This window comes from Asanoa sp. NPDC049475, from assembly GCF_040676915.1.
Taxonomy (GTDB): domain Bacteria; phylum Actinomycetota; class Actinomycetes; order Mycobacteriales; family Micromonosporaceae; genus Asanoa.
Genome location: NZ_JBFAPY010000009.1, coordinates 22,788 through 43,474 on the forward strand (window position 1 = coordinate 22,788; position 20,687 = coordinate 43,474).

Below are 20,687 nucleotides of genomic sequence, written 5' to 3' on the forward strand. Positions count from 1 at the left end.
CTTAGGGCACGAGAATGGCCCGGCCGCGGACCCGGCCGGCATCGAGGTCCTGGATCGCGTCGACCGCGGCATCCAGCGGGTACGTGCGGGTGTGCAGGGTGACCCGGCCGGCCTGGGCGAGCACCATGAGCTCGGCGAGGTCGTTGTAGGTGCCGACGATGTTGCCGACGATGTTCCGCTCGGTGGAGATGATGTCCAGGGTCGGGATGTGCACGGTGCCGCCGTACCCGATGACGAAGTAGGAGCCCGCCCGCGCGGTCATCGCGAACCCGTCCTGCTCGGCGCCCTGCTCGGCGACGAAGTCGAAGACGACGTCGGCCCCGCGCCCGCCCGTCAGGTCCTGCACCGCGGCTACCTGGTCGCCGGAGGCCACGACGGTCTCGTTCGCGCCGATCTGCTCGGCCAGCTTGAGCGCGTCGGGGTTGCGGTCGACCACAATGATCTTGGTGGCGGTCAGCGCGGCCAGGCACTGGATGCCGATGTGCCCGAGCCCGCCGGCACCGATGACGACGGCCGTGGTGCCCGGGAACAACAACGGCACGGCCTTACGAACCGCGTGGTACGCGGTGATGCCGGCATCGGCGAGCGCGGCGACGTCCTGCGGCCGGGTCGCGGAGTCCAGCTTCACGCATGCCCGCTCGGAAGTCAGCAGCAGCTCCGCCATCCCGCCGTCGCCGGACAGCCCCGGGAACGAGCTGTTGACGCAGTGCATGTCGTCGCCGGCCCGGCACGCCCGGCACAAACCGCACGTCGGCGTCGGGTGCAGGATCACCGTGTCGCCGACCGCGACGCTGGACACCGCCGAGCCGACCTCCTGCACCCAGCCGGCGTTCTCGTGCCCGAGCGTGTAGGGCAGCGCGACACCCATCGCGCCGGCCCACTGCTCCTCGATGATGTGCAGGTCGGTCCGGCAGACACCGGCCCCGCCGACCCGCACGAGCACGTCGAACGGCCCCTTGACGGTCGGGTCCGGCACCTCCTCCACCACCGGCAACTCGTGGTACGCGCGAAGCCGTACGGCCTTCATGAGTCGTCCTCCACTCCGTATCGGTGCCGCAGCATGCCGCGGCAGATGCCGGTGTTGGCGTCCAGGCTGGTGCGGGTCAGACGGGCCCTGCGCAGGTGCAGCGGCACCGCCGCGTCGCCGACCGCCGCACCCGACGCCGGGTCGACGAGCAGGGGGGCCCGGTCGCCGGCCGGCAGTCCGAGCTCGGCGCGCCGGCGGCGCAGACGGTCCACGGCCGGCGAGTCCGGCACCTCGCCCAACGTCATGGCCGCCAGCGCCGCCGGAGACGCGCCCGCGTCGACGAGTGGCCGGCACACCAGGTCGGTGCCGGCCAACACGGCTTTGCGGAGGAAGTCGCGGCGCAGCGGGTCCAGCTCGTCGACCGCCTCGCCCTGGAAGGAGGCGACGAAGCCCGCCCGCGCCGCCACCCCCTCGTTGATGGCGTCGGCCGCGAAGTGGTCGTCAAGCACCACTTCCGTCCGGCGCACGCCCTCCACCGTGGACACGACGTCGTAGGCGTCGGCCACCATCAGGTACGCGAAGTTCGGCGCACAGAAGTACGTCGGCAGCCGCAGGTGGACCGCCGCGTTCCCATCGGAGGACAGCGACACCGACGCGACGAACCCGAGCGTCGTGATCGGCTCGTCGAGCTCAGGGTCGCGCACCTCCCCGAGCGCGTCGAGGAGGGTGCGCGACCCGACCAGGCTGGTCATGCCAACGTGGCCGCGGGCGACTCCGACGAGACACCCACCGAGTCGTCACGGGCCGCGGGGGTGCCGGCCTCGGCCGGGAGCTGACACTCCGAAGGCACGTCGATGCCGTAGAGCTTCGCCGCGTTGAGCCCGAGGATCTTCTTCTTGGTGGCCGTGGTGACCCGCGGGTAGTCGGAGAACTCGTCGCTCGGGTAATCCCAGTCGACGAACCCCTCGATCTGCCACTTGGGCTCCCAGATGCCGTAGTCGCTGCCGAAGGTCATCTTGTCCTCGCCGACCCAGAACAGCAGCTCGCCCATCACCTTCGCGAAGAACTTCGGCCGGGCGTGCATCAGGCCGCCGATGACGACCGACAGGCCCGCGTACACGTTGGGCTCCTGGGTCGCCATGAAGCAGAAGTCCTCGATCCGCGGCAGGCCGACGTGCTCGACGATGAAGTTGAGCTCGGGGAAGTCCGTCGCGGCGTGGTCCACGTCGGACACGTCGAACGCGTCCTTGTCCAGCGGCCAGATCGTCGGTCCCTTGTGGACGTGGATGTTGACGATCCCGAGCTCCCGGCAGGCGTCGAGATACTTGTAGGCGCCGGGGTCCGTCAGCTTCCAACCACGCGAGCCCTCGCGCCACTCGGCCGTGTAGAGCTTGACGCCCTTGGAGCCGTAGCGCTCGACGTTCTCCGCGAGCTTCTTGAGCCCGTCCTCACCCTCGCGCGGGTCCCACCGCGTGTTCGCGATGAACCTGCCCGGGTGCTTCTCCCCCAGCGCCGCGTTGCGCTCGGTGGTGTTGAAGCCGTCCTTGTACCACTCGGTCAGGTACGTCGGCTGGAACACCGCCACGTCCACGTACCCGTCCTCGAAGACGTCCTTCATCAGGTCGTCCTCGGTGTAGGACATGAACTTCTCGATCGGCCAGTGGGTCTCGGCCGGCGCGAGGCCCTGGTAGGCGTGGAAGCACTCGATCCAGCCCTTGGCGTACTTCTCGGCGCCGGGCACCCACGTCTCGGGACCCGCCTGCCAGTAGTGCATGTGGCTGTCGACGACGAAGTACTTCTCCCCGTCCTTCTCGTACACGGCGATTACCTCCCGGCGGTCAGGTCGAAGCCGATGTACTCGGCCGCGTCCTCGGGGTTGGCGAACATGATGGTCCGGTCGTCCTCGTGGATCATGCGGCCGTAGTGCGTGGACATGCTCTCCTCGAACTCGGCCGCGTCGAAGTAGCCGGGCTCCTCGCCGAGCGCCTCGGAGATCTCGTCGTACACCACGTCCATCCGGCCCTGCGCGTCGACGCGGATCATCGACGGCAACGGCGTCACGGTCACGTTCGGCTTGGTCTTCATGACCTCCGCCACCACGACGCCGACCTGGTTGTTCATCAGCGTGAAGCCGCACATGTTGGAGGCCGTGTTGTCGGACTTGAACGGACTCTCCGCGACCTTGAACTGCGTCACTGGGCCAGCTCCTTCGGGGTCTCGAGGCCGAGGTCGGTCACGATGCCGTGCAAGCGGCTCTTGGCGCTGTCGAGGGCGTCCTCGAAGCGCGGCGGCTTGGCGTCCGGCTGCGACCACAGCGGCTGCAGTGCCCGCGCCGCGGAGATCGAGACCGGCACCCAGTCGGCGAGCCAGCCGTGCAGGATCCGCCGGTTGTGCTCCGCGAACTCGCGGTCGGCGGTCAGCAGCTCGAACATCGCCCTCGTGTAGCGCAGGTCGCGCTCGGAGAAGTCGTACTCCTCGGCGCCGACGATCGTCGGGGTGACGAAGTCGCCGTTGCGCGGTGCCGCGTGTTGCACCAGGTGGCTGCGGAACAGCTCGCCGACGAGCGGTTCGAAGACCACGTTGGCGGCGAAGATCGCCTCGCACCAGTCGTCGACCGCGGTCAGGCGTTCGGCGGCCTCGCGTACGCCCTGCCAGGCCGGGTCGTTGTTCCAGGCGTCCAGGTGGGCCGAGCCGTCGAAGTCCGCGAGCTCCTCGCTGAGCGTCAGCCCGTACAGCGCCAGGTCCTGCGCGGCCCGGATCCGGTGCATGCTGTTCACCGAGATCGCGTTGTTGTGCATGTTGGTGGGAGCCCGCCGGTTGGCGTTGGCGAACAGGTAGAGCCCCAGGCCGTGGTCGACGTGCATCCACGCGCCGACGTGCCGCTCGACGAACCGCACCCAGTTGGGGTTCCACTGCTCGAACGCCTTCGATCGGCGAGCGGCCTCGACGTTCTGGCCGACCTGGCGCACCACGTTGGCGTTGTAACGGTAGAGCGAGAGCTCCCACTCCTCGTTCGGGTCGCGGAACTCGTGCCAGCCGTGCGCCGGCCAGTCGTAGCCCTTGCCGCCGGATCCCGGGCCGCGGGTCGGCTCGGGACGGTCGGAGCCCCAGGCCTTGAGCACGGTCCAGTCGAGCGGATAGCCGCCGCGGCCGTCGGAGAAGCCGTAGAGCCAGCCCTGCGCCAGGTAGTGCCGCGGGTCGGGCTGGACCTCGACGGTCACGTCCTCGTAGTGGGTCTGCTTGCGCTTCTGCGGGGTGTAGTAGTTGAACCGGCGCGCGGTCGAGTCCGGGAACTCCTTCGCACCGGCCTCGGCGTCGGTGAAGACGGGCTTGGGAACACTACGTTCCGTCGTGGACGTCATCGGATATCTCCCGCCACGCCCATGGGCTCAGCCATGGAGAGGTAAGGGAGTGCGTTTGGCGTTGCGCTGGTTCCCGACATTTCGCTGACGACCTCCAGAGTCGCGCCGCCAACGGTGGCGACGAAGTTCGAGTTGGCCAGGGTGGAATCTAGGATTTGCGCGCTGCTCTTTGGAGCATCCGGCTCGTCAATTTTGATCAAGAACTGCGGGCCACAACCCATACGGACCGGCAGGTGCCCGTGGTCGGGCATCCTCTCTATCTGCGGCATCTATATGCTGATTGGCGTGATTGAGACGGTGGGTTGCACCTATCGCCTGCGGCCTGGCCGTGTGGCGGAGGCTGCCTTGCTCGCCGAATGGGGCAGGTGCCGATTCTTGTGGAACGAGGCTGTGCACCAGCAGAGGACCGGCCGTAAGCCGACTCTGTGCAAGTTGTCGAAGCTGCTCACCGAGGCTCGAAGCAAGCATGCATGGCTGAGCGAGGGTTCGCAGGTCGCGCAGCAGCAGATGCTGCGCACCTACATTGCAGCCCTTGACGCCTCGTTCAAGGTCAACGGCCGCGGTCGGCCAAGGCTGAAGAGGGCCAAGGCCACCCTGCCTAACCTGGAATTCACCACTCGCGGCTTCCGCATCAAGGACGGCCGACTGTGCTTGCCGCGCAAAGTCATCATTCCGGTTGTCTGGTCCCAAGCCTTGCCATCCGACCCGACCAGCGTCCGGGTCTATCGTGACAGCCTCGGCCACTGGTACGCGATGTTTGTGGTTAGACGTGAAAGGGCTCCGCTGAGCGAACCGACGGAACCGGCAATCGGTATCGACTGGGGTGTCAAGACCACCGCGACCACTACTGACACCCGCTTCGACCTCCCGCACCTTGGCCACCGCAAGCGGTGCGCCGCCGAACGCGCCAGACTGCAACGCCGGATGGCGCGGCGCCGACGGAGAAGGGGAGATGCCCCGTCCAAGGGTTACCTGACGGCGAAGCGGCAAGCGGCCCGCGTGGAGAAGAAGGCATCCAGGCAGAACACCCACGATGCCACGCAATGGGCCGCGCGGGTGGTGGCCAACCATGGACTCATCGCCGTCGAGGACTTCAAACCAAAGTTCCTCGCCAAGACCAACATGGCTCGCAAAGCAGCAGACGCCGCCATCGGAGCCTGCAAACGAGAGCTGATCCGCCAGGCCACGCGGGCGGGCCGGAAGGTGGTGCTGGTGCCGCCCGCCTTTACCACCATGACCTGCTCCGAGTGCGGTACGAGAACCAAGGAACGCCTCGGACTGGGTGTACGTATCTTCGAGTGCGCAGACTGCGGGCACACCGCAGACCGCGACCTTAACGCCGCGAGGACGATCCTCGCCACGGCTGAGCGCAACCGTGCCAGCGCCGACGACGTCAGACATTCGATTGCCTCCCTCCGGGACGGTCGATCGGTTGCAGTCCGAGCTGGGAATCCCCTGGACACATTCACGGGAGTCGTTAACGGTCCTCCCCACCAGTCGTCGTGAACTTGTCGTAGTAGATGTGCTTGTCGGGCACCCCGAGCTGGCCGAGCAGGGGCATCGCCGCCTCGACCATGGGTGGTGGCCCGCAGAGGTACGCCTGCGCGCGGCGCAGGTCGCTCTCGTGCCGCTTGATCACGTCGGTGATCAGCCCGACCTCGCCGTCCCAGGCCTCGTCATCCGCGGGTTCCGACAACGCCGGCACGAAGCGGAAGTTGGGCAGCTTCTGTTCCAGCGCCTCGAGCTCCGCGACGAAGCAGAGATCGCGGCGGCGCCGGGCGCCGTAGTAGAACACCGCCCGGCGGTCGATCCCGCGCTCGGCCATCGAGCGCAGCAACGCCAGGATCGGCGCCAGCCCGGCACCGCCGCCGACGAAGACGATGTCCTCGTCGTGCCCCTCGCGGAGGGTGAAAACCCCGAAGGGCCCGGTGAGGTCGAGCCGGTCACCGACCGCGAGGCGGCTGTCGAGAAACGAGGAGAAGAGCCCGTCCGGGTAGACCTTGATGACGAACTCCAGCCGCCCGCCCTCGCGGCTGGCGGTGTTCGCCATCGAGAACGAGCGCGTGTGCGCGGTGCCGGGCACGGCGATGTCCACGTACTGGCCGGGGAAGAACGTGATGTCCGCCGGCTCGACGAGCTTGAGCACCAGGTGCCGCAGGTCGTGGGTCACGTGGTCGATCGACACGACCTCCGCCACGGCGTTCTGGATCGGCAGCCCGGAGCGGATCATCTCCTCGTCGAAGTTGAGCAGCTCGATCGTCACGTCCTCGTAGACGTGCGCCCGGCACAGGAGCGTGAAGCCCTCCTCCTTCTCGTAGTCGGGCAGGGCGAAGGTCGAGTACCGGTCGAGCTCGATGTCGTCGCCGTCGAGCACGAACGACTTGCACGCCGCGCACTGCCCTTCCTTGCACCCGTGCATGAGCATCAGCCCCTGCTCGGACGCGGAGCGCAGCACGGTCTGCTCCTCGTCGACCTCGATCTCGATGCCGACGGGCTCGAACCGGACCCGGTGCTTCTCGCCCATGGCCAGGTCTCAGGCAGCGTCGGTGCGGGCGGGGCGACCGGCCGGTCCGCCCTGGATGTAGGCGGCGTGGAACGCGTTCCGCTCCTCGTCGGTCATCTCGTTGAGCAGCACGTTCGGCGACAGGAGCGGGTCCATCCGGCGCAAATGGTCGAGTGTCCACATCTTCGACGGGTCGAGGTCGAGGTGCGGCTGGGCGACCAGGGTCTTGCCGTCGTCGCGGACGAAGCCCATGTCGGAGACCACGTCGGCCCAGTTCCAGCCGTGGTAGAGCGTCTCCCACTCGCGGGACCCGATCAGCTGGCCCATGTTGGGTGTCTCGCGGCCCTGGTACGTGGGCCGGAACGCCTCGACGTCCGTCCACCGGCAGGCCTCGTGGCAGTAGGTGCGCCACTGTCCGTTGACCTCGGCCATCACCATGTCCTCGCGGACCAGGCACGGGACCATGCAAACCCAGCAGCGGTGCGGGTACTGGTAGTCGACGTCCTCGGCGACGATCGGGTGGTGGCCGTTAGGCGTGGACAGGCGGTTGTACTGCTCCCACCACTTGCCGTACCGGTCGTACCAGCCGGGGTACTTGTGCTCGAACCACTCGAAGTCCTTGTCGGTCATCGGGTCGATGCGCCAGTAGTTGGCCAGCCAGCCGGTCGCGAAGAACTGGGCGACCTCGTGCACGTAGCCCTTGTTCCAGATCTGGTTCCAGGCCTCCTCGATGAGGTCGTGGGGAATGACCAGACCATATTTCTCGAGGGGTACGAGGTACGAGCGGTAGTAGTCGTCGTAGATCCAGCGGCGCCACATCTCGGCGTACGACTCGCGGTCCTCGCGCCGGTCCTTGGTGCCGTACTCGATGAACGTGCCGATCGCGGCGTCGACCACGCGGTGGTTGTTCCACCAGGCGTAGCGCAGGTCGCGTTCGAGCAGCTGGTGGTTGCCCTCGTCGGCCAGGGCCATGAGCAGGGTCGCGTATCCGTTGCTGATGTGCCGCGACTCGTCGGACTGCACCGAGTGGAACACCGTCGGCAGCAGGTAGTCGCCGTTCGCGGCGGCCTCGGCCGGCATCGCGACGAACAGCGTGTTGGTGAACGCCGTCTCGGCGACGATCGTCAGGTAGATGCTGGCGGCGGTGATCGCGTCGCCGGTGATGAAGCCCTCGGCGAACTGGCGTCCGATGGTGCCGCAGTAGTCGTTCTGGAAGTTGCGCAGGCTCGAGTTGAAGCCGGCCGGGTCGATGTAGTTGTTCATGTACAGGCGCTTGAGGTTCTGCTGGATCGTCGAGTGCCGCACCTCGTCGATCATCTGAATGGCCTGACCATTGTGCAGTTCCGGGTTCGGCACCGTGCGGAACAGCAGCGGCATCGCGCGGGCGGCCGAGATCTCCGGCAACGGGATGATCGACAGGAACAGCTTCTGCCATTCGAGCCAGCGCTCCTGCACCTGGCGGAACATGTTGCCGCGGATCGCGCCGTCGGAGGCGCCGTACACCCGGTGGTCCTTCTCCTCCTGCATCGGGAAGTAGGACCGCAGGACCTGCTTGAGCGGGTCCTTCTTCTGCGCCTTGCGGAAGGTGTAGTCGGTTCCGTAGTGGGACACCGGCTCGTGGTACATCGGTTCCCAGGACAGCTCCTGGATCTTCTGATGAGCCCTGGCCACGCTCTGCCGACTCATGGGTGTCTCCTCACCGTTGACTGTGCGCCATGCGACGGATCAGACCGCACGTGCTCGCCGGCTGCGGTCTCACATTGAGTCGTTCTCGAACATCGCGGCTCTGATCTCCGCGAGCTGGCGTTTGACGTTCTCGCCGACCTGCCGGTCACCGTCGGCCGCGGGCTCGATTCCCAAGGCGCGCAACAGGTCCGCCGCCGGGGCACCCGGATCGGCGCCGCCCAGGATCGGATGCAGGCCCTGCGCCGCGAGGTGGTGGAAGACCACGTTGACGACGCTCCACGGGTTGAAGGTCTCGTGCGTCGACTCCATCCGCCGAGTCCACACCCGCTGGGCGGCTCTGCGGTCTCAACATGAGACGGACCGGATGGACTCTGGGCGTACGGTGTAACGAGGACGTAACCAGAGCGTGGCCGGCCGTCCCCCCGCCGGCGTGCGTGTCGAGGCGAACAGGGGGCCGTCAATGGCGCCGGGTTCGACGTTTCCAGACAAGATCAGCGACACACCACAGTTGGCCAAGACCCGAGAACAGTTCCTGACCGCCGAGGCCGTGGACCCCAACCAGGTGCGCGACGCGATCCTGGCCTCGTGGTGGCGGTCCAGGCGCTGGAACGTGGCCGCCGACCGCATCGACCTGCCCTACCAGCGCGACCCCGACCTGGACACGCCGCTGTCGCGCAGTGCGCTGCCGGTGCTGCGACACCTGCGCGAGCACCTGGACGGGCAGCCGATCAGCATCATCCTCACCGACCCGACCGGGCTGGTGCTGACCAGGATGGACGCGGGGCGGGCGCTGGACTCGCATCTGGACCGGGTCAACTTGTCGCCGGGTTTCAGCTATGCCGAGGAGTACGTGGGAACGAACGGCATCGGCACGGCTTTGGAGGGCGGCCGGGCGATGCACGTGTTCGGCCACGAGCATTACGCGGAGAACCTCGAGGACCTCGCGTGTGCCGGGGTGCCGATCCACCACCCGATCTCCGGGAAGACCGTGGGGGCCGTCGACCTGACGTGCTGGCGCAAGGACGCCGACCCGCTGCTGTTGATCCTGGCCAAGACCACGGCGGGGCAGATCCAGCAGGCGTTGTTGACCGACAGCGGCATCCGCGAGCTCGAGCTGTTGCAGGAGTATCTGCGCACCTGCCGGCGTACGTCCGGGATCGTCTTCGCTCTCAACAACGACGTCGTGATGATGAACGACAACGCGCGCCAGGTGCTGGACCCGGCCGAGCAGTCGATCCTGCTGGCGCAGGCGGCGGAGACGCTGGCCAGCCGGACGCCGACGGCGTCGGTGGTGGTCGACCTGCCGAGCGGGGTGAAGGCGCGGATCTACTGCCGGCCGGTGCGGGGCGAGGGCCGGCTGGCGGGCGGGGTCGTGCACGTGAAGCTGTCGTCGCCGGGTGCCCGGCCGCGCACGGAAACGGTGACCCCTCCCCGGATGTTCCTGCCGGGCCTGGTCGGGTCGGGTGCGTTGTGGCTGCGCGGCTGCCATCAGGTGCAGTCGGGGTACGACGCCGGCGAGTGGCTGGCCGTCGAGGGTGAGCCGGGGGTGGGCAAGCTCGCGGTGGTGCGGGCGGTGCACCAACATCGCCGCCCAGGGGTGCATTTCGCGGTGCTCGACGCGGCCGGCGCGAGCCGGCGCGGGTGGCTCGCGGACGCGCGGCGCGAGCTTCTCGACGGCGCCGGCGCGCTGGTGATCAAACACGTGGACCGGCTGAGCAGTGGCCGCTTGCGGTCGCTGTCGCGGTTGCTGGAGGAGGCCCGAGCGGCGACGCCGCCGCCGTGGGTCGCGGTGACGCTGAGCCAGCGGCACGACGGGGGTGAGATGGCGGGGCTGCTGCGGTTCTTCCCGAGCACGGTGGAGCTACCGCCGCTGCGTCACCACGTCGAGGACGTGCAGGCGTTGGTGCCGTTCTTCCTGTCGCGCCTGGTCACGGGCGGCAAGCTGGTCTGCTCACCGGAGGCGATGCAGTTGCTGGTCAGGTCCTCGTGGCCGGGCAACACGGAGCAGTTGTTCCAGGTGCTCCGTCGGATCGTGCAGCACCGGCGCAGCGGAGCGATCCTGCCGGCGGACCTGCCGCCGGAATGCCGCACGGTGAGCCGGCGCCTGCTGAGCCCACTGGAGGCGATGGAGCGCGACGCGATCGTCCGAAGCCTGATCGACTGGGACGGCAACAAGATCAAAGCAGCCGGCTCTCTGGGCATGTCGAGAGCGACGATCTACCGCAAGATCCACGAGTACGGCATCGTGACGCCGACAACCTGAAGCGGGTCAGCCGCGGGCCAGGCGGCGTTCGCCGGTGGCTCCCGGTTGGTACTCCAGGTCGTAGTGGCGGAAGATCTCTGGCTCGTCGTCGGAGGCGAGCTCGGCGCCGTCGTCGAGCGACGGCGCGTTCTTCACCTGGTCGCGGAAGTGCTTGACCCGCACGTAGCCCGGACCGACCACCGCCCCCGCCAGCGGCACGAGGACGGAGCGGTGGCGGGTCGGCATGCCGACCGTGACCGTGGCGAAGGTCGGATCGTCCGAGGCGGTGTCCACGTACACCGCGTCGAAGGTCCCGATCTTGTTGTTCTCCGGGTCGAGCACCGCACTGCCCCGCCACTCACGGATATCCGCCGCCTCGAACATGCCACAATCCTAGGACTCGCAGACCGGCATTTGCCGCGAAAACGTCCCTATGGCCGCAATGTGATCTTGCCAGTCGTGCGTCGGGCGAGCAGGTCGGCGAAGGCCCGGCCTGCCTGCTCCAGCGGATACGCGGCGTCGACCAGCGGCCGAAGAACCCCCGACGAGACGAGCGCGAACATCTCGGCCAAAGGCTCTGCGTACGTGCCGGGCACGGCCAGCAGCGGCCGCAGCCAGAACCCCGCCACCGCCACGTTGCGCTCGGCCAGCATGTCCGGGTCGACCGCCGGGATCCCCTCGCGGGACGCGTTGCCGAAACTGACCAGGCGTCCGAACGGCGCCAGCGTCTCCAGACCGGCACTGAGCACCCGGCCGCCGATCGAGTCGAGCACTACGTCCACCCGACGCCCGTCGTTCGCGGCCAGGACCCGCGCGGCATACCCCTCGGCTTCCCCCGACACGGCCACGTCCGCTCCGAGCGACAGCGCCAGGTCGCGTTTGTCGTCCGTGGACGCCGTCGCGATGACTCGGGCTGCTCCGAAGTGCTTGGCGAGCTGGACCGCGAGCGAACCGACCCCGCCGGCCGCGGCGTTCACCACCACCGTCTCGCCGGAGGAAACCCGCGCGCTGTTACGCAGCACGTGCCAGGCGGTCAGCCCCTGGACCAGCAGCGCCAACGCCGCACCGTGGGAGACGCCGTCAGGCACCACGACCGCGGACGACTCGTCGACCACGGCCCGCTCCGCGAAGCCACCACCACCGAAGCTGAGGGCCACCACCCGGCGGCCGTCGCCCACCCGGCCGGCCACCTCCGTGCCCGGCACGAAGGGCAGGTCGAGCGCCGGGCCGTACGTGCCCGCGATGCGACCGGTGTCCGCGAAGTTGACCCCCGCCGCGCTCACCTCGACGAGAAGCTGCCCCGGCCCGGCAACCGGGTCGGGCACCGACTCCAGCCGCAGCACCTCAGGACCACCGAAACGCACACACTGCACCGCCCGCATGGTTCCGCACCGTATCCCATGATCTTTACGCGATTGATGCCGCTCGCCTTCTCGCATAGGTTGGCGACCTTGGGGCACTTGACCGCACGTGTCACAGACTGGCCGGCTGTCTGGTCTTAGCTGTAGACGAGAGAAGAGGACCAGATGCGGACGATTCTGGTGGTCGGCGGCGGCTACGCGGGCTTCTACACCGCCTGGAAGCTGGAGAAGAAGCTCAAGCGCGACGAGGCTCGGGTGGTTCTGGTCGATCCTCGGCCATACATGACGTACCAGCCGTTTCTTCCCGAAGTGCTCGCCGGATCCGTCGAGGCCCGGCACGCGGCCGTGTCGCAGCGCCGGCACCTGCACCGCACGAAGATCATCTCGGGCAGTGTCGTGTCCGTCGACCACGCGCACAGGACCGCCACCGTGCGGCCCGCCGAGGGTGACGAGTTCACGCTCCCCTACGACATCATCGCCGTCACCGCCGGCGCGGTGACCCGTCAGCTCGGCGTGCCCGGCGTGGTCGACCAGGCCATCGGCATGAAGCACGTCGAGGAGGCCGTGGCCATCCGCGACCGGCTGCTGACCTCCTTCGACCGGGCCGCGACGCTCGAACCCGGCCCGCGGCGCCAGAAGCTGCTGACGGCGGCATTCGTCGGCGGCGGGTTCTCCGGGGTCGAGGGGTTCGGCGAGCTGCTGTCCCTGGCGACCTCACTGTGCAAGGCGTACCCGGAGATCGACCCGTCCGAGATCTCCTTCCACCTGGTGGAGGCCCGCGACCGGATCCTGCCGGAGGTCACCGACGAGCCCGGGCGGTGGGTGGTGCGGTCCCTGGAGAAGCGCGGGGCGCACGTGCACCTCAACGCCACGATGGAGTCGGCGGTCGACGGCCACGTGGTGCTCTCGGACGGCACGACGTTCGACACCGACCTGATCGTCTGGACCGTCGGCAACGCCGCGACCGCGATGGTCCGCAACCACACCGACCTGCCCGTCAACGAGCGCGGGATGCTCGTCGTGCGGCCCGACCTGCGGGTCGGCACCGACGACGCACCGGTGCCCGACGCCTGGGGTGCCGGCGACGACGCGGCCGTTCCGGACCTGGCGGTGCCCGGCACCTGGACGGTGCCCAACGCCCAGCACGCCGTGCGGCAGGGCAAGCTGCTGGCCAGGAACATCGTGGCCAGCATCCGCGGGCGCGAGGTCAAGCAGTACAAGCACCACAGCCTCGGCACCGTCGCCACACTCGGGCTCGGGCGCGGCATCTTCCAGTACAAGCGGATCGTCATCAAGGGCCTGCCGGCCTGGCTGATGCACCGCGGCTACCACGTGCTGGCGGTGCCGACCTGGGAGCGCAAGGTCCGCGTGCTGGCGATCTGGTTGGTGGCCGCGGTGTTCGGCCGGGACATCGTCTCGCTGGCCTCGGTGCAGGACCCGCGCCGCGCGTTCGTCACCGGAGGCAAGGACACCTAGCCGAGCAGCTCCGGCCGCTGCCAATCCTCGCCCCGCAGGTGATGGGCGAGGAACGCCAGCACCGTCGCGTACCAGACCATGGCGTTGCCGGGTTTGAGGATCCAGTGGTTCTCGTCCGGGAAATAGAGGAACTTGTGGATGCTCGACCCGTCCTCGTCCTTGGACCGTGACAGCAGGTCCCACCACAGGCGCAGGGCCTCGCCGATCGGCACCCGGTAGTCCTTGTCGCCGTGGATCACCAGCATCGGCGTCGTGACGGCGTCGACGAACCGGTGCGGTGAGTTGGTCTCCAGGCGCTGGGCGGTGAGCTCGCGCGCCCAGATGTACGGCAGGTCGGTGGTGGTCATCATCTGGTCGAGCGCCCACAGCGAGGCGTGCGTGACGATCGCGTCGAAGCGGTCGGTGTGCCCGGCGATCCAGTTGGCCATGTAGCCGCCGAACGAGCCACCCATCGCGGCGGTGCGCTCCGCGTCGACGTCGGCGTGCTCGACGGCGGCGTCGGTGAGCGCCATCAGGTCGGTGTAGGGCGCGTCGCCCCACGCTCCCCACCCGCGCTTCATGAAGTCGAGGCCGTAGCCGGTCGACAGCGCCGGGTCCGGCATCAGCACCGCGTAGCCGTGCGCCACCGCGACCCACGGGTTCCAGCGCCAGGTCCAGCTGTTCCACGAGGAGAGCGGACCACCATGGATCCAGAGCAGCAGGGGTACGGGCGCCCCGGCCTCCGGCAGCGCCAGCCAGGCCCGCAACGGGGTGCCGTCCACGGCGGTCGCGGTCACTTCCTCGAGCCGACCGGGTACGCGCGGCGCCGCACCCTCCGGCCCGAGGAGCCGCTGCGGCTCGGCGGAGCCGTCCACCGCAACCCGGAACGGCGCCGGCGGGCTGTCGATCGTGCTGCGCAGCGCGTAGACCCAGCGGCCGTCGGGCGAGACCTGGACGTCGGTGTAGGCACCGTCGTCGTGCGTCAGCCGGACGACCTCGCCGGTCGCCACGTCGACCTTCCACAGTGGAGCGCGTCCGTTGTCGTCGGCGGTCACGATCAGCGCCGCGCCGTCCGGCGTCCACCGGGGCGTGTTCGGCCAGCGGTCCCAGCCGGCGGTCAGCGCGCGGACCGGCCCGCCGGCGAGCGGCACGACGCACAGCCACATGTCACCAGGATCCTCCGGCCCGGACCGGTGACGGATCACGAACGCCACCGTCGAGCCGTCCGGCGACACCCGCGGGCTGTGGTACTCGTGGCCGGTGTCGTCGGCCAGCACCCGCCGCAGCCCGGTCGCGACGTCGACGGCCACCAGCGTCACCCGCTGCGACCCGGAGCGCTCGGCCACCGTCCACGCGGCGACGACGGTGCGGCCGTCGGGCGCGACGTCCCAGTCGCCGTCCTCGTCGAGAGCGCGGCCGGCGTGCCCGGTGAGGTCCCGCAGCGAAAGCTCGTCGCCGAGCTCACCGGTGAGCAGCCGCAGCCGGGCCGGGCCGAGGTCGTGGTCCCACAACCGCACCGGGAACTCCTCGTGCAGCATCGCCGAGACCCCGGCCTCCTTGCGCCGCTTGCGCAGCTCCTGGTCGGCGTCGGGGTCGGCGGCCGACGGCAGCAGCGGTGAGCCCGCGACCACCGTTCCGCTCGCGCTGACGACCACACCACTCACGCCGCCGGCCGGGTTGGCCAGCACCCAGGCGTCACCGCCACCGACCGGCAGCAACCACAGCGCCGCACGTGGCTCCTCCTCGTCGTCGCCGTCCGGCGACGGCCGCGCGGACGTGAACAGCAGGTCACCCGAGGGCGCGAACACCGCGGCCGACTCGCCTTTGGCGCTGCGGGTCAGCCGGCGGGCCGGGCGCGCGCCGTCCGGGTCGACCTCCCACAAGGCCGTGCTGTAGCGGCTGTTCTTGCGGTCGGGGGTGGCCACGCCGACGACGAGCCGGCGCCCGTCCGGCGACAGCCGCAGCCCACCGAGCCTGGGCAGGCGCACGAAAGCTTCGAGGTCGGAGAACGGGTCCATCGCGCCTTTCTATCACCCCGACTGTTCACATTGGCATCTCCCGGCGATCACTGTGCTGAGCCGGCACGTTTCATCGCGCTGCTCAGACTCAGTCGCCCAATCGAACCGATCGATCCGGAGAGAAACCACATGATGCGCCGAACACGCGCGCTGGCCATAGCGTTGGTCGTCGTCGCGGCCACCCTGGTCGTGCCGGCCGACGCCGGTGCCGAGGAGGCACCACCGGTCACCGGCGGAGCACCGACCCTCAACCTCCGCAACGGCCAGGCGCTCGACGGGACCGTCACCGTCAAGGCCGAGCCGACGGCCGAGAACGACTCGGTCGCCCGGGTCACGGTCGACGACCACGCGGTTGACCTGACCCGGACCGCCGGCACCGCGCACCTCGCGTTCGACATGGGCGGCAACGGCACCGAGGCCCGCTACCACAACTACATCACCGTCAACGGCCGCACGGCCGAGGCCGACCGCGTCTACTTCCCGGACATCGCGGGCGGCAACCCGGGCGTGCTGGACTTCCCCGGCGAGTGGCTGCGCCCCGGCGCCAACACGGTCACCGTGCAGGCGGGTGCGAACTGGGTCGACTCGACGAACACCGCCGCCGTCGGCTACGAGCAACTGCCCAACGGTGAGGGCGGGCGCTGCCCCAACTTCGACGACTTCCCGCTCAGCGGCATCAGCCTGAGCCTGCTCGGCGTGGTCATCGACGGCGAGCAGAACCTGTTCAGCTACAGCTTCGGCGACGGCACCTGCGGCAGCTCGACGCCGCGGCTGACCCAGACGCTGACCTTCGTGCTCTCCGGCGAGCCGGGCAGCACCGCCGGCGGGCGTGTCGACCTGGACACCCGCGATCTCGCGAACGGCAGCCACCGTGTCGAGGCGTTCACGCGGTCCGGCGCGACCACCGCTGTCACGGTCACCGTCAACAACCCGCCGGCCGGCTCGGCCAAGGTGACGCCCGCCGAGGGCGCCCTGGTCCGGCAGACCCAGCCGATCATCGCGGCCGCGCCGCGCGACGGTGACACCGGCGTCGACGCGATCGCCCTGGACGACGCACCGGCCCGCAACGCCGAGACGCTGGCCACCGGCACCTCGACGTTCACCTTCACCGTCGCGGCCGGCAACTCGATCGAGGCCCGCTACCACAACTACCTGCTGGTCAACGGCAACCGCGTCGACCTCGGCGGCGACTTCGGCGCGACGGCGGCCGAGGCGGTCACCGTCAAGCTGCCGAACCGGTTCCTGCGTCCGGGCGCCAACACCCTGCGGGTCGTCACCGGTGACTACAACTCCGGCAGCGGCGCCACCCTCTGCGCCAACCACGACGACTTCAGGATCACTACGAGTACGGTCGCCCTGGCGACCAGCACCGGCACGGCCACTCTGGACCGGGTGTCCTATGTGACCGGCGGCACCGCGACCGAGACCGCCGACGCGACGCTCGCGCTCGGCGACGGCACCTGCGGCGCCAACAAGGACGCCGAGTTCGCGTTCACCATCGCCGGTGCGGAGACCGCCCGAACGATCGCCACGCTCGGCAGCGGCGGCGACGCGCGGCTGCGCCTGTTCGTGGGCGGCAACGGCACCGACGGCGGCTACGACAACAAGGTGCTGGTCAACGGCATCCCGCTGCCCATGGGCATCTGGGAGAAGGAGACCGCTGTCCTCTCGTTCCCCAACGAGTGGCTCGTGCCGGGCGTCAACGTCATCGACTTCCAGGCCGGCGTCAACCCGACCACGGTCGCCCCGGACTGCCCGCGCGGCAACTTCGACGACTTCACGATGCGCGACTACGAGCTCCTGCCGGCCGGCGGCACCGCCACGCTGCTGACCCGCCACATCGCGCAGACGACCGTGACGATCGGGTCGTCGTCGTACCCGGCCGGATCGCAGGTCACCACCTTCGTCGGCGACGGCACCTGCGGCAGCACCTACAACAACACGCTGAACAAGGAGATCCTGTTCGAGGTCGCGGGCGCCGCTAAGGGCCTGCGGGCCGACGTGGACACCACGACCCTCGAGGACGGCAGCCACACGGTCACGGCGACCACCGGCGACCGGACGGCCACCCGCGCGTTCACCGTCGACAACGCCGCCCCGGTCGTGCAGAGCAGCGTGCCGGCCGAGGGTCAGCGGCTCACCGCGACGGTCGCGCTCGACGTGCGGGTCAAGGACGCCACCGGCGTCGCCGGCACCCCGGCGCTGACCCTCGACGGCAAGGCGGTCAAGCAGGGCGACCAGATCGGCCACGGCCTGCCGGCCGGCGCGCACACGCTCGCCGTGACCGCGACCGACACGCTCGGCAACACCGCCACCCGCGAGGTGCGGTTCACCAGCGCGAGCATCCCGGACGTGCCGACCAACCTGGACTCGGCGGTCACCGGCACGAACGCGCTGTCGGCGACGCTGTCCGCGAAGGTGCCCGGCGAGGACGGCGTGCCGCTGTCGGCCACCTTCACCAAGGCCGACGTGGTCGCACCGACCGCCGGCTACCAGGGCGTGTCCGCGGCCGTGCCGACCACCCTGGACGTGGCGCACGAGGGCGGCGTGGACGTCTCGTCGCTGCGTCCGCTCGACGGCCGCACCGTCGGCACCGCGTCGAGCCGCGACGTGGTGTTCCAGCGCTACGACCTCGCGCTCAAGGCCACGCAGAAGTCGCCGACACTGCGCTGGGAGGGCACGATCGACCCGGCCCGCGTCGTCGCACTGCGGGTCTGGGACCCGGACCGGGCCAGGTGGGACGTGCTGACCAGCGCCCGCGGCAACGCCGGGCAGAACACCGTGCTGACCGCCGCGCTCACCGACGGCTACCGTGCCGGCGGCACCGTGCACGTGCTGGTCACCGGCGAGGACCCGTTCGCCGACGACCTGTCGCCGCGGGACTCCTCGGCGCAGAACGACAAGGACCGCTTCGAGGACCCCGCCTCGTACGACTTCGCCCTGGCCCACTTCACGGACACCCAGTACGTGACCGAGGGCGCGGCCGGCGGCACGTACGACGACTTCGACGGCAAGGAGGAGCCGTCCGACATCCAGGTCGCCGAGGAGCAGGCGATCTTCGCGGCCGCGTACCGCGAGCAGACCCAGTGGATCGCCGACAACCGGGCCAGCCGCAAGATCGCGTACACGGCGCACACCGGTGACGTCATCGAGAACGACTACTACGACCCGCTGGCCCGCAACGCGGACGGTTCGCTGCTGCGGCCCGGCCTCGACGCGCAGGTCACCCGCGAGTTCGAGCGCGCCTCGGAGTTCCAGCAGGTGCTCGACGACAACGGCGTGGTCAACCAGGTCATCGCCGGCAACCACGACAACCAGCTCGGCGCCGAGACGGGACCCGACTCCCGGTTCAGCAGGACGTTCGGCGCGGACCGCTACTACGGCGTCGCCTCGTCGTGGCCGGCGGGCGCCGAGTACCACGCCTGGGACGAGGTGACCAACGCCGACGGCAGCGTCACGCCGGGCAAGGACAACCAGAACAACTACGTGCTGTTCTCGGCCGGCGGCCTGGACTTCGTCGCGGTCGGCCTCTCGTACGGCGTCACGCCGGACGAGGCCCGGTGGGCCGACTCGGTCTTCAAGCGCTACAAGGACCGCAACGGCGTCCTGCTCTCGCACGACTACCTGCGCCCGTCGACCAGCCCCGACGGCCGTGGTGCGGCCTTCTCGGCGCCGGACGGCTCGCCGCTGTTCAAGATGGTGGTCGAGGCCAACCCCAACGTGTTCCTGGTGCTCGCCGGTCACGAGCACGGTGTCGGCACCAACGTGAAGTCGAAGGTCGGCGTCACGGTCTCGCACGACGTGGTCGAGCTCTTGGCGGACTACCAGTTCTACACGGTGTCCGCGGGGGAGCTCTGGCCCGGCCGGGCCGACGCCGCCGGCAACATCGACCTCAACGGTGACGGCAAGGCCGACCACAAGGCCACCGACCGGCTGCAGTTCGGCGCGAGCTTCCTGCGGCTGCTGCAGTTCGACGTGGACCGGGCCGAGATGCACATCGACACGTACTCGCCGCTGCTCGACAACTTCGGCGCCACCGAGTACGACATCCGGGCCGACGGCAGCCAACCCAAGCCCCGCTACAACGGCGCGGAGGACAACCTGACCCTGCCGGTCGACCTGACCACGCGGAAGACCTCGTTCGCCACGGACTCGCTCGCGGCGTACGTGCCGGCCGGCGTCATCGGAACCGACGAGCTCACCGCGAACGGCACGGCGTCCGTGACGTGGACGGGCTTGGCCCCGGCGACGTCGTACGCCTGGGTGGTCGAGGCGAAGACCGCGGACGGTGGTGTGGCGGTGGCCCAGCCGGCCGTCTTCCGCACCGCGAAGGGCATCCCGACCGTCACGGCCACGTCCACTCCGGTCGCCTGGGGCACGGCGGCGAAGGTGACCGTCAAGGTCGACGCGGCACCGGCTGCGGTGACCGGCACGGTCACGCTCCGCGAAGGTGACACGGTCCGCGGCTCTGCTCCCCTGACCGCTGGTGCGGCGACGTTCACGCTGCCGGTCGGCCTGTCCGGCGGCACCCATGCTCTGGTGGCGACGTACTCCGGCAGCGACTCGATGTCCTCGGCCCAGGGCTCGGTCACGGTGACGGTCAACCTGCCGCCGGCGTGGAGCGCGTCGACGGTCTACAACGACGGCCAGCGTGTCACGTACCAGGGCAAGGTCTTCGTCGCGTCCTGGTACGCGAAGGGCGAAAAGCCCGGCGACGTGAACGGGCCGTGGCAGGAGCTGGCGATGACCGAGGAGGGCGTCGCGATCTGGACGCCGTCGCGGGTGTTCAACGCGGGCGACATCGCCATGCACGACGGGAGGAAGTGGAAGGCTCGCTGGTACACCCGCCACGAGCAGCCCGGCAACCCGACCGGCCCGTGGGAGGAGATCGCCCCTCCCCCGCCCGGCGGCGGGGCGGCGGCGTGGACCCCGACCACGGTGTACGAGGCCGGCGACCGAGCCACGTACCAGGGCAAGGTCTGGGAAGCGAAGTGGTTCAGCCGCAACCAGCCCCCAGGTGACAAGAACGGTCCCTGGAAACTGATCGGATGACCCGTGGCCCGGCTGGCGTCCATCGTGGACGCCAGCCGGGC

At 69.5% G+C, this 20,687-nt stretch carries 16 protein-coding genes; 4 read left to right on the top strand and 12 right to left on the bottom strand.

Annotation, left to right across the window (positions count from 1 at the left end):
* Position 1: 1 nt before the first annotated feature.
* The 6 genes from AB0J88_RS32190 to AB0J88_RS32215 are packed head-to-tail and all read right to left on the bottom strand — an operon-like array spanning position 2 to position 4,598.
* Entirely contained in the window at positions 2-1,027 is a 1,026-nt protein-coding gene (locus tag AB0J88_RS32190) for an NAD(P)-dependent alcohol dehydrogenase (RefSeq protein ID WP_364361746.1), read from the bottom strand.
* Positions 1,024-1,719, bottom strand: a complete 696-nt coding sequence (locus tag AB0J88_RS32195) for an iron-sulfur cluster assembly protein (protein WP_364361744.1) — start codon at positions 1,717-1,719, stop codon at positions 1,024-1,026. Before AB0J88_RS32195 ends, AB0J88_RS32190 begins: the two co-directional genes overlap by 4 nt.
* The gene (locus AB0J88_RS32200) at positions 1,716-2,786 is read right to left on the bottom strand and encodes an amidohydrolase family protein (protein ID WP_364361742.1); all 1,071 of its coding nucleotides are present in this window, start codon (positions 2,784-2,786) and stop codon (positions 1,716-1,718) included. Before AB0J88_RS32200 ends, AB0J88_RS32195 begins: the two co-directional genes overlap by 4 nt.
* Positions 2,787-2,791: 5 nt before the next feature.
* Entirely contained in the window at positions 2,792-3,163 is a 372-nt protein-coding gene (gene mimD, locus AB0J88_RS32205; RefSeq protein ID WP_364361740.1) for a propane 2-monooxygenase effector subunit MimD, read from the bottom strand.
* The gene (locus AB0J88_RS32210) at positions 3,160-4,329 is read right to left on the bottom strand and encodes a toluene hydroxylase (RefSeq protein WP_364361738.1); all 1,170 of its coding nucleotides are present in this window, start codon (positions 4,327-4,329) and stop codon (positions 3,160-3,162) included. The genes mimD and AB0J88_RS32210 overlap by 4 nt, the downstream gene beginning before the upstream one ends.
* A complete protein-coding gene (locus AB0J88_RS32215) occupies positions 4,326-4,598 on the bottom strand; it encodes a hypothetical protein (protein WP_364361737.1) in 273 nt (90 codons plus the stop codon). Before AB0J88_RS32215 ends, AB0J88_RS32210 begins: the two co-directional genes overlap by 4 nt.
* Positions 4,599-4,614: 16 nt before the next feature.
* On the opposite strand from AB0J88_RS32215, the gene AB0J88_RS32220 reads away from it, so the two are divergent.
* Positions 4,615-5,835 (top strand): transposase, encoded by a 1,221-nt coding sequence (locus tag AB0J88_RS32220; protein WP_364361735.1) that lies wholly within the window; start codon positions 4,615-4,617, stop codon positions 5,833-5,835.
* Here the strand turns inward: AB0J88_RS32220 and AB0J88_RS32225 are convergent.
* The 3 genes from AB0J88_RS32225 to AB0J88_RS32235 all read right to left on the bottom strand — a co-directional run bounded on the left by AB0J88_RS32225 (position 5,807) and on the right by AB0J88_RS32235 (position 8,827).
* The gene (locus AB0J88_RS32225; RefSeq protein WP_364361733.1) at positions 5,807-6,853 is read right to left on the bottom strand and encodes an FAD-binding oxidoreductase; all 1,047 of its coding nucleotides are present in this window, start codon (positions 6,851-6,853) and stop codon (positions 5,807-5,809) included. The genes AB0J88_RS32220 and AB0J88_RS32225 overlap by 29 nt on opposite strands.
* Positions 6,854-6,862: 9 nt before the next feature.
* Positions 6,863-8,518 (bottom strand): methane monooxygenase, encoded by a 1,656-nt coding sequence (locus tag AB0J88_RS32230; protein WP_364361731.1) that lies wholly within the window; start codon positions 8,516-8,518, stop codon positions 6,863-6,865.
* Positions 8,519-8,587: 69 nt separating this feature from the next.
* Positions 8,588-8,827: a hypothetical protein gene (locus tag AB0J88_RS32235; protein WP_364361729.1), complete on the bottom strand. Its 240-nt coding sequence runs from the start codon at positions 8,825-8,827 to the stop codon at positions 8,588-8,590.
* Positions 8,828-8,978: 151 nt separating this feature from the next.
* Here AB0J88_RS32235 and AB0J88_RS32240 point away from each other — a divergent pair, with 151 nt between their 5' ends.
* Positions 8,979-10,781 (top strand): GAF domain-containing protein, encoded by a 1,803-nt coding sequence (locus tag AB0J88_RS32240; protein ID WP_364738096.1) that lies wholly within the window; start codon positions 8,979-8,981, stop codon positions 10,779-10,781.
* A 6-nt stretch (positions 10,782-10,787) separates the two neighbouring features.
* On the opposite strand, the gene AB0J88_RS32245 is transcribed toward AB0J88_RS32240, so the two are convergent.
* Positions 10,788-11,144, bottom strand: a complete 357-nt coding sequence (locus tag AB0J88_RS32245; RefSeq protein WP_364361725.1) for a PRC-barrel domain-containing protein — start codon at positions 11,142-11,144, stop codon at positions 10,788-10,790.
* A gap of 47 nt (positions 11,145-11,191) precedes the next feature.
* Entirely contained in the window at positions 11,192-12,142 is a 951-nt protein-coding gene (locus AB0J88_RS32250) for a zinc-binding dehydrogenase (protein ID WP_364361723.1), read from the bottom strand.
* A 144-nt stretch (positions 12,143-12,286) separates the two neighbouring features.
* On the opposite strand from AB0J88_RS32250, the gene AB0J88_RS32255 reads away from it, so the two are divergent.
* Positions 12,287-13,597, top strand: coding sequence for an NAD(P)/FAD-dependent oxidoreductase (locus AB0J88_RS32255; RefSeq protein ID WP_364361721.1), 1,311 nt, complete (start codon positions 12,287-12,289; stop codon positions 13,595-13,597).
* On the opposite strand, the gene AB0J88_RS32260 is transcribed toward AB0J88_RS32255, so the two are convergent.
* The gene (locus AB0J88_RS32260) at positions 13,594-15,594 is read right to left on the bottom strand and encodes a S9 family peptidase (protein ID WP_364361719.1); all 2,001 of its coding nucleotides are present in this window, start codon (positions 15,592-15,594) and stop codon (positions 13,594-13,596) included. The two genes, AB0J88_RS32255 and AB0J88_RS32260, sit on opposite strands and share 4 nt — an antisense overlap.
* 129 nt (positions 15,595-15,723) lie before the next feature.
* Here AB0J88_RS32260 and AB0J88_RS32265 point away from each other — a divergent pair, with 129 nt between their 5' ends.
* Positions 15,724-20,646, top strand: coding sequence for a carbohydrate-binding protein (locus AB0J88_RS32265; RefSeq protein WP_364361717.1), 4,923 nt, complete (start codon positions 15,724-15,726; stop codon positions 20,644-20,646).
* Positions 20,647-20,687: the final 41 nt, after the last annotated feature.

Bases quoted from the DNA above. Each gene is read 5' to 3' on its own strand.
- AB0J88_RS32190 (WP_364361746.1), bottom strand. From the start codon at position 1,027: ATGAAGGCCGTACGGCTTCGCGCGTACCACGAGTTGCCGGTGGTGGAG.
- AB0J88_RS32255 (WP_364361721.1), top strand. From the start codon at position 12,287: ATGCGGACGATTCTGGTGGTCGGCGGCGGCTACGCGGGCTTCTACACC.
- AB0J88_RS32225 (WP_364361733.1), bottom strand. From the start codon at position 6,853: ATGGGCGAGAAGCACCGGGTCCGGTTCGAGCCCGTCGGCATCGAGATC.
- AB0J88_RS32215 (WP_364361737.1), bottom strand. From the start codon at position 4,598: ATGCCGCAGATAGAGAGGATGCCCGACCACGGGCACCTGCCGGTCCGT.
- AB0J88_RS32230 (WP_364361731.1), bottom strand. From the start codon at position 8,518: ATGAGTCGGCAGAGCGTGGCCAGGGCTCATCAGAAGATCCAGGAGCTG.
- AB0J88_RS32260 (WP_364361719.1), bottom strand. From the start codon at position 15,594: ATGGACCCGTTCTCCGACCTCGAAGCTTTCGTGCGCCTGCCCAGGCTC.
- AB0J88_RS32210 (WP_364361738.1), bottom strand. From the start codon at position 4,329: ATGACGTCCACGACGGAACGTAGTGTTCCCAAGCCCGTCTTCACCGAC.
- AB0J88_RS32235 (WP_364361729.1), bottom strand. From the start codon at position 8,827: ATGGAGTCGACGCACGAGACCTTCAACCCGTGGAGCGTCGTCAACGTG.
- AB0J88_RS32240 (WP_364738096.1), top strand. From the start codon at position 8,979: ATGGCGCCGGGTTCGACGTTTCCAGACAAGATCAGCGACACACCACAG.
- AB0J88_RS32195 (WP_364361744.1), bottom strand. From the start codon at position 1,719: ATGACCAGCCTGGTCGGGTCGCGCACCCTCCTCGACGCGCTCGGGGAG.
- AB0J88_RS32245 (WP_364361725.1), bottom strand. From the start codon at position 11,144: ATGTTCGAGGCGGCGGATATCCGTGAGTGGCGGGGCAGTGCGGTGCTC.
- AB0J88_RS32265 (WP_364361717.1), top strand. From the start codon at position 15,724: ATGATGCGCCGAACACGCGCGCTGGCCATAGCGTTGGTCGTCGTCGCG.
- AB0J88_RS32250 (WP_364361723.1), bottom strand. From the start codon at position 12,142: ATGCGGGCGGTGCAGTGTGTGCGTTTCGGTGGTCCTGAGGTGCTGCGG.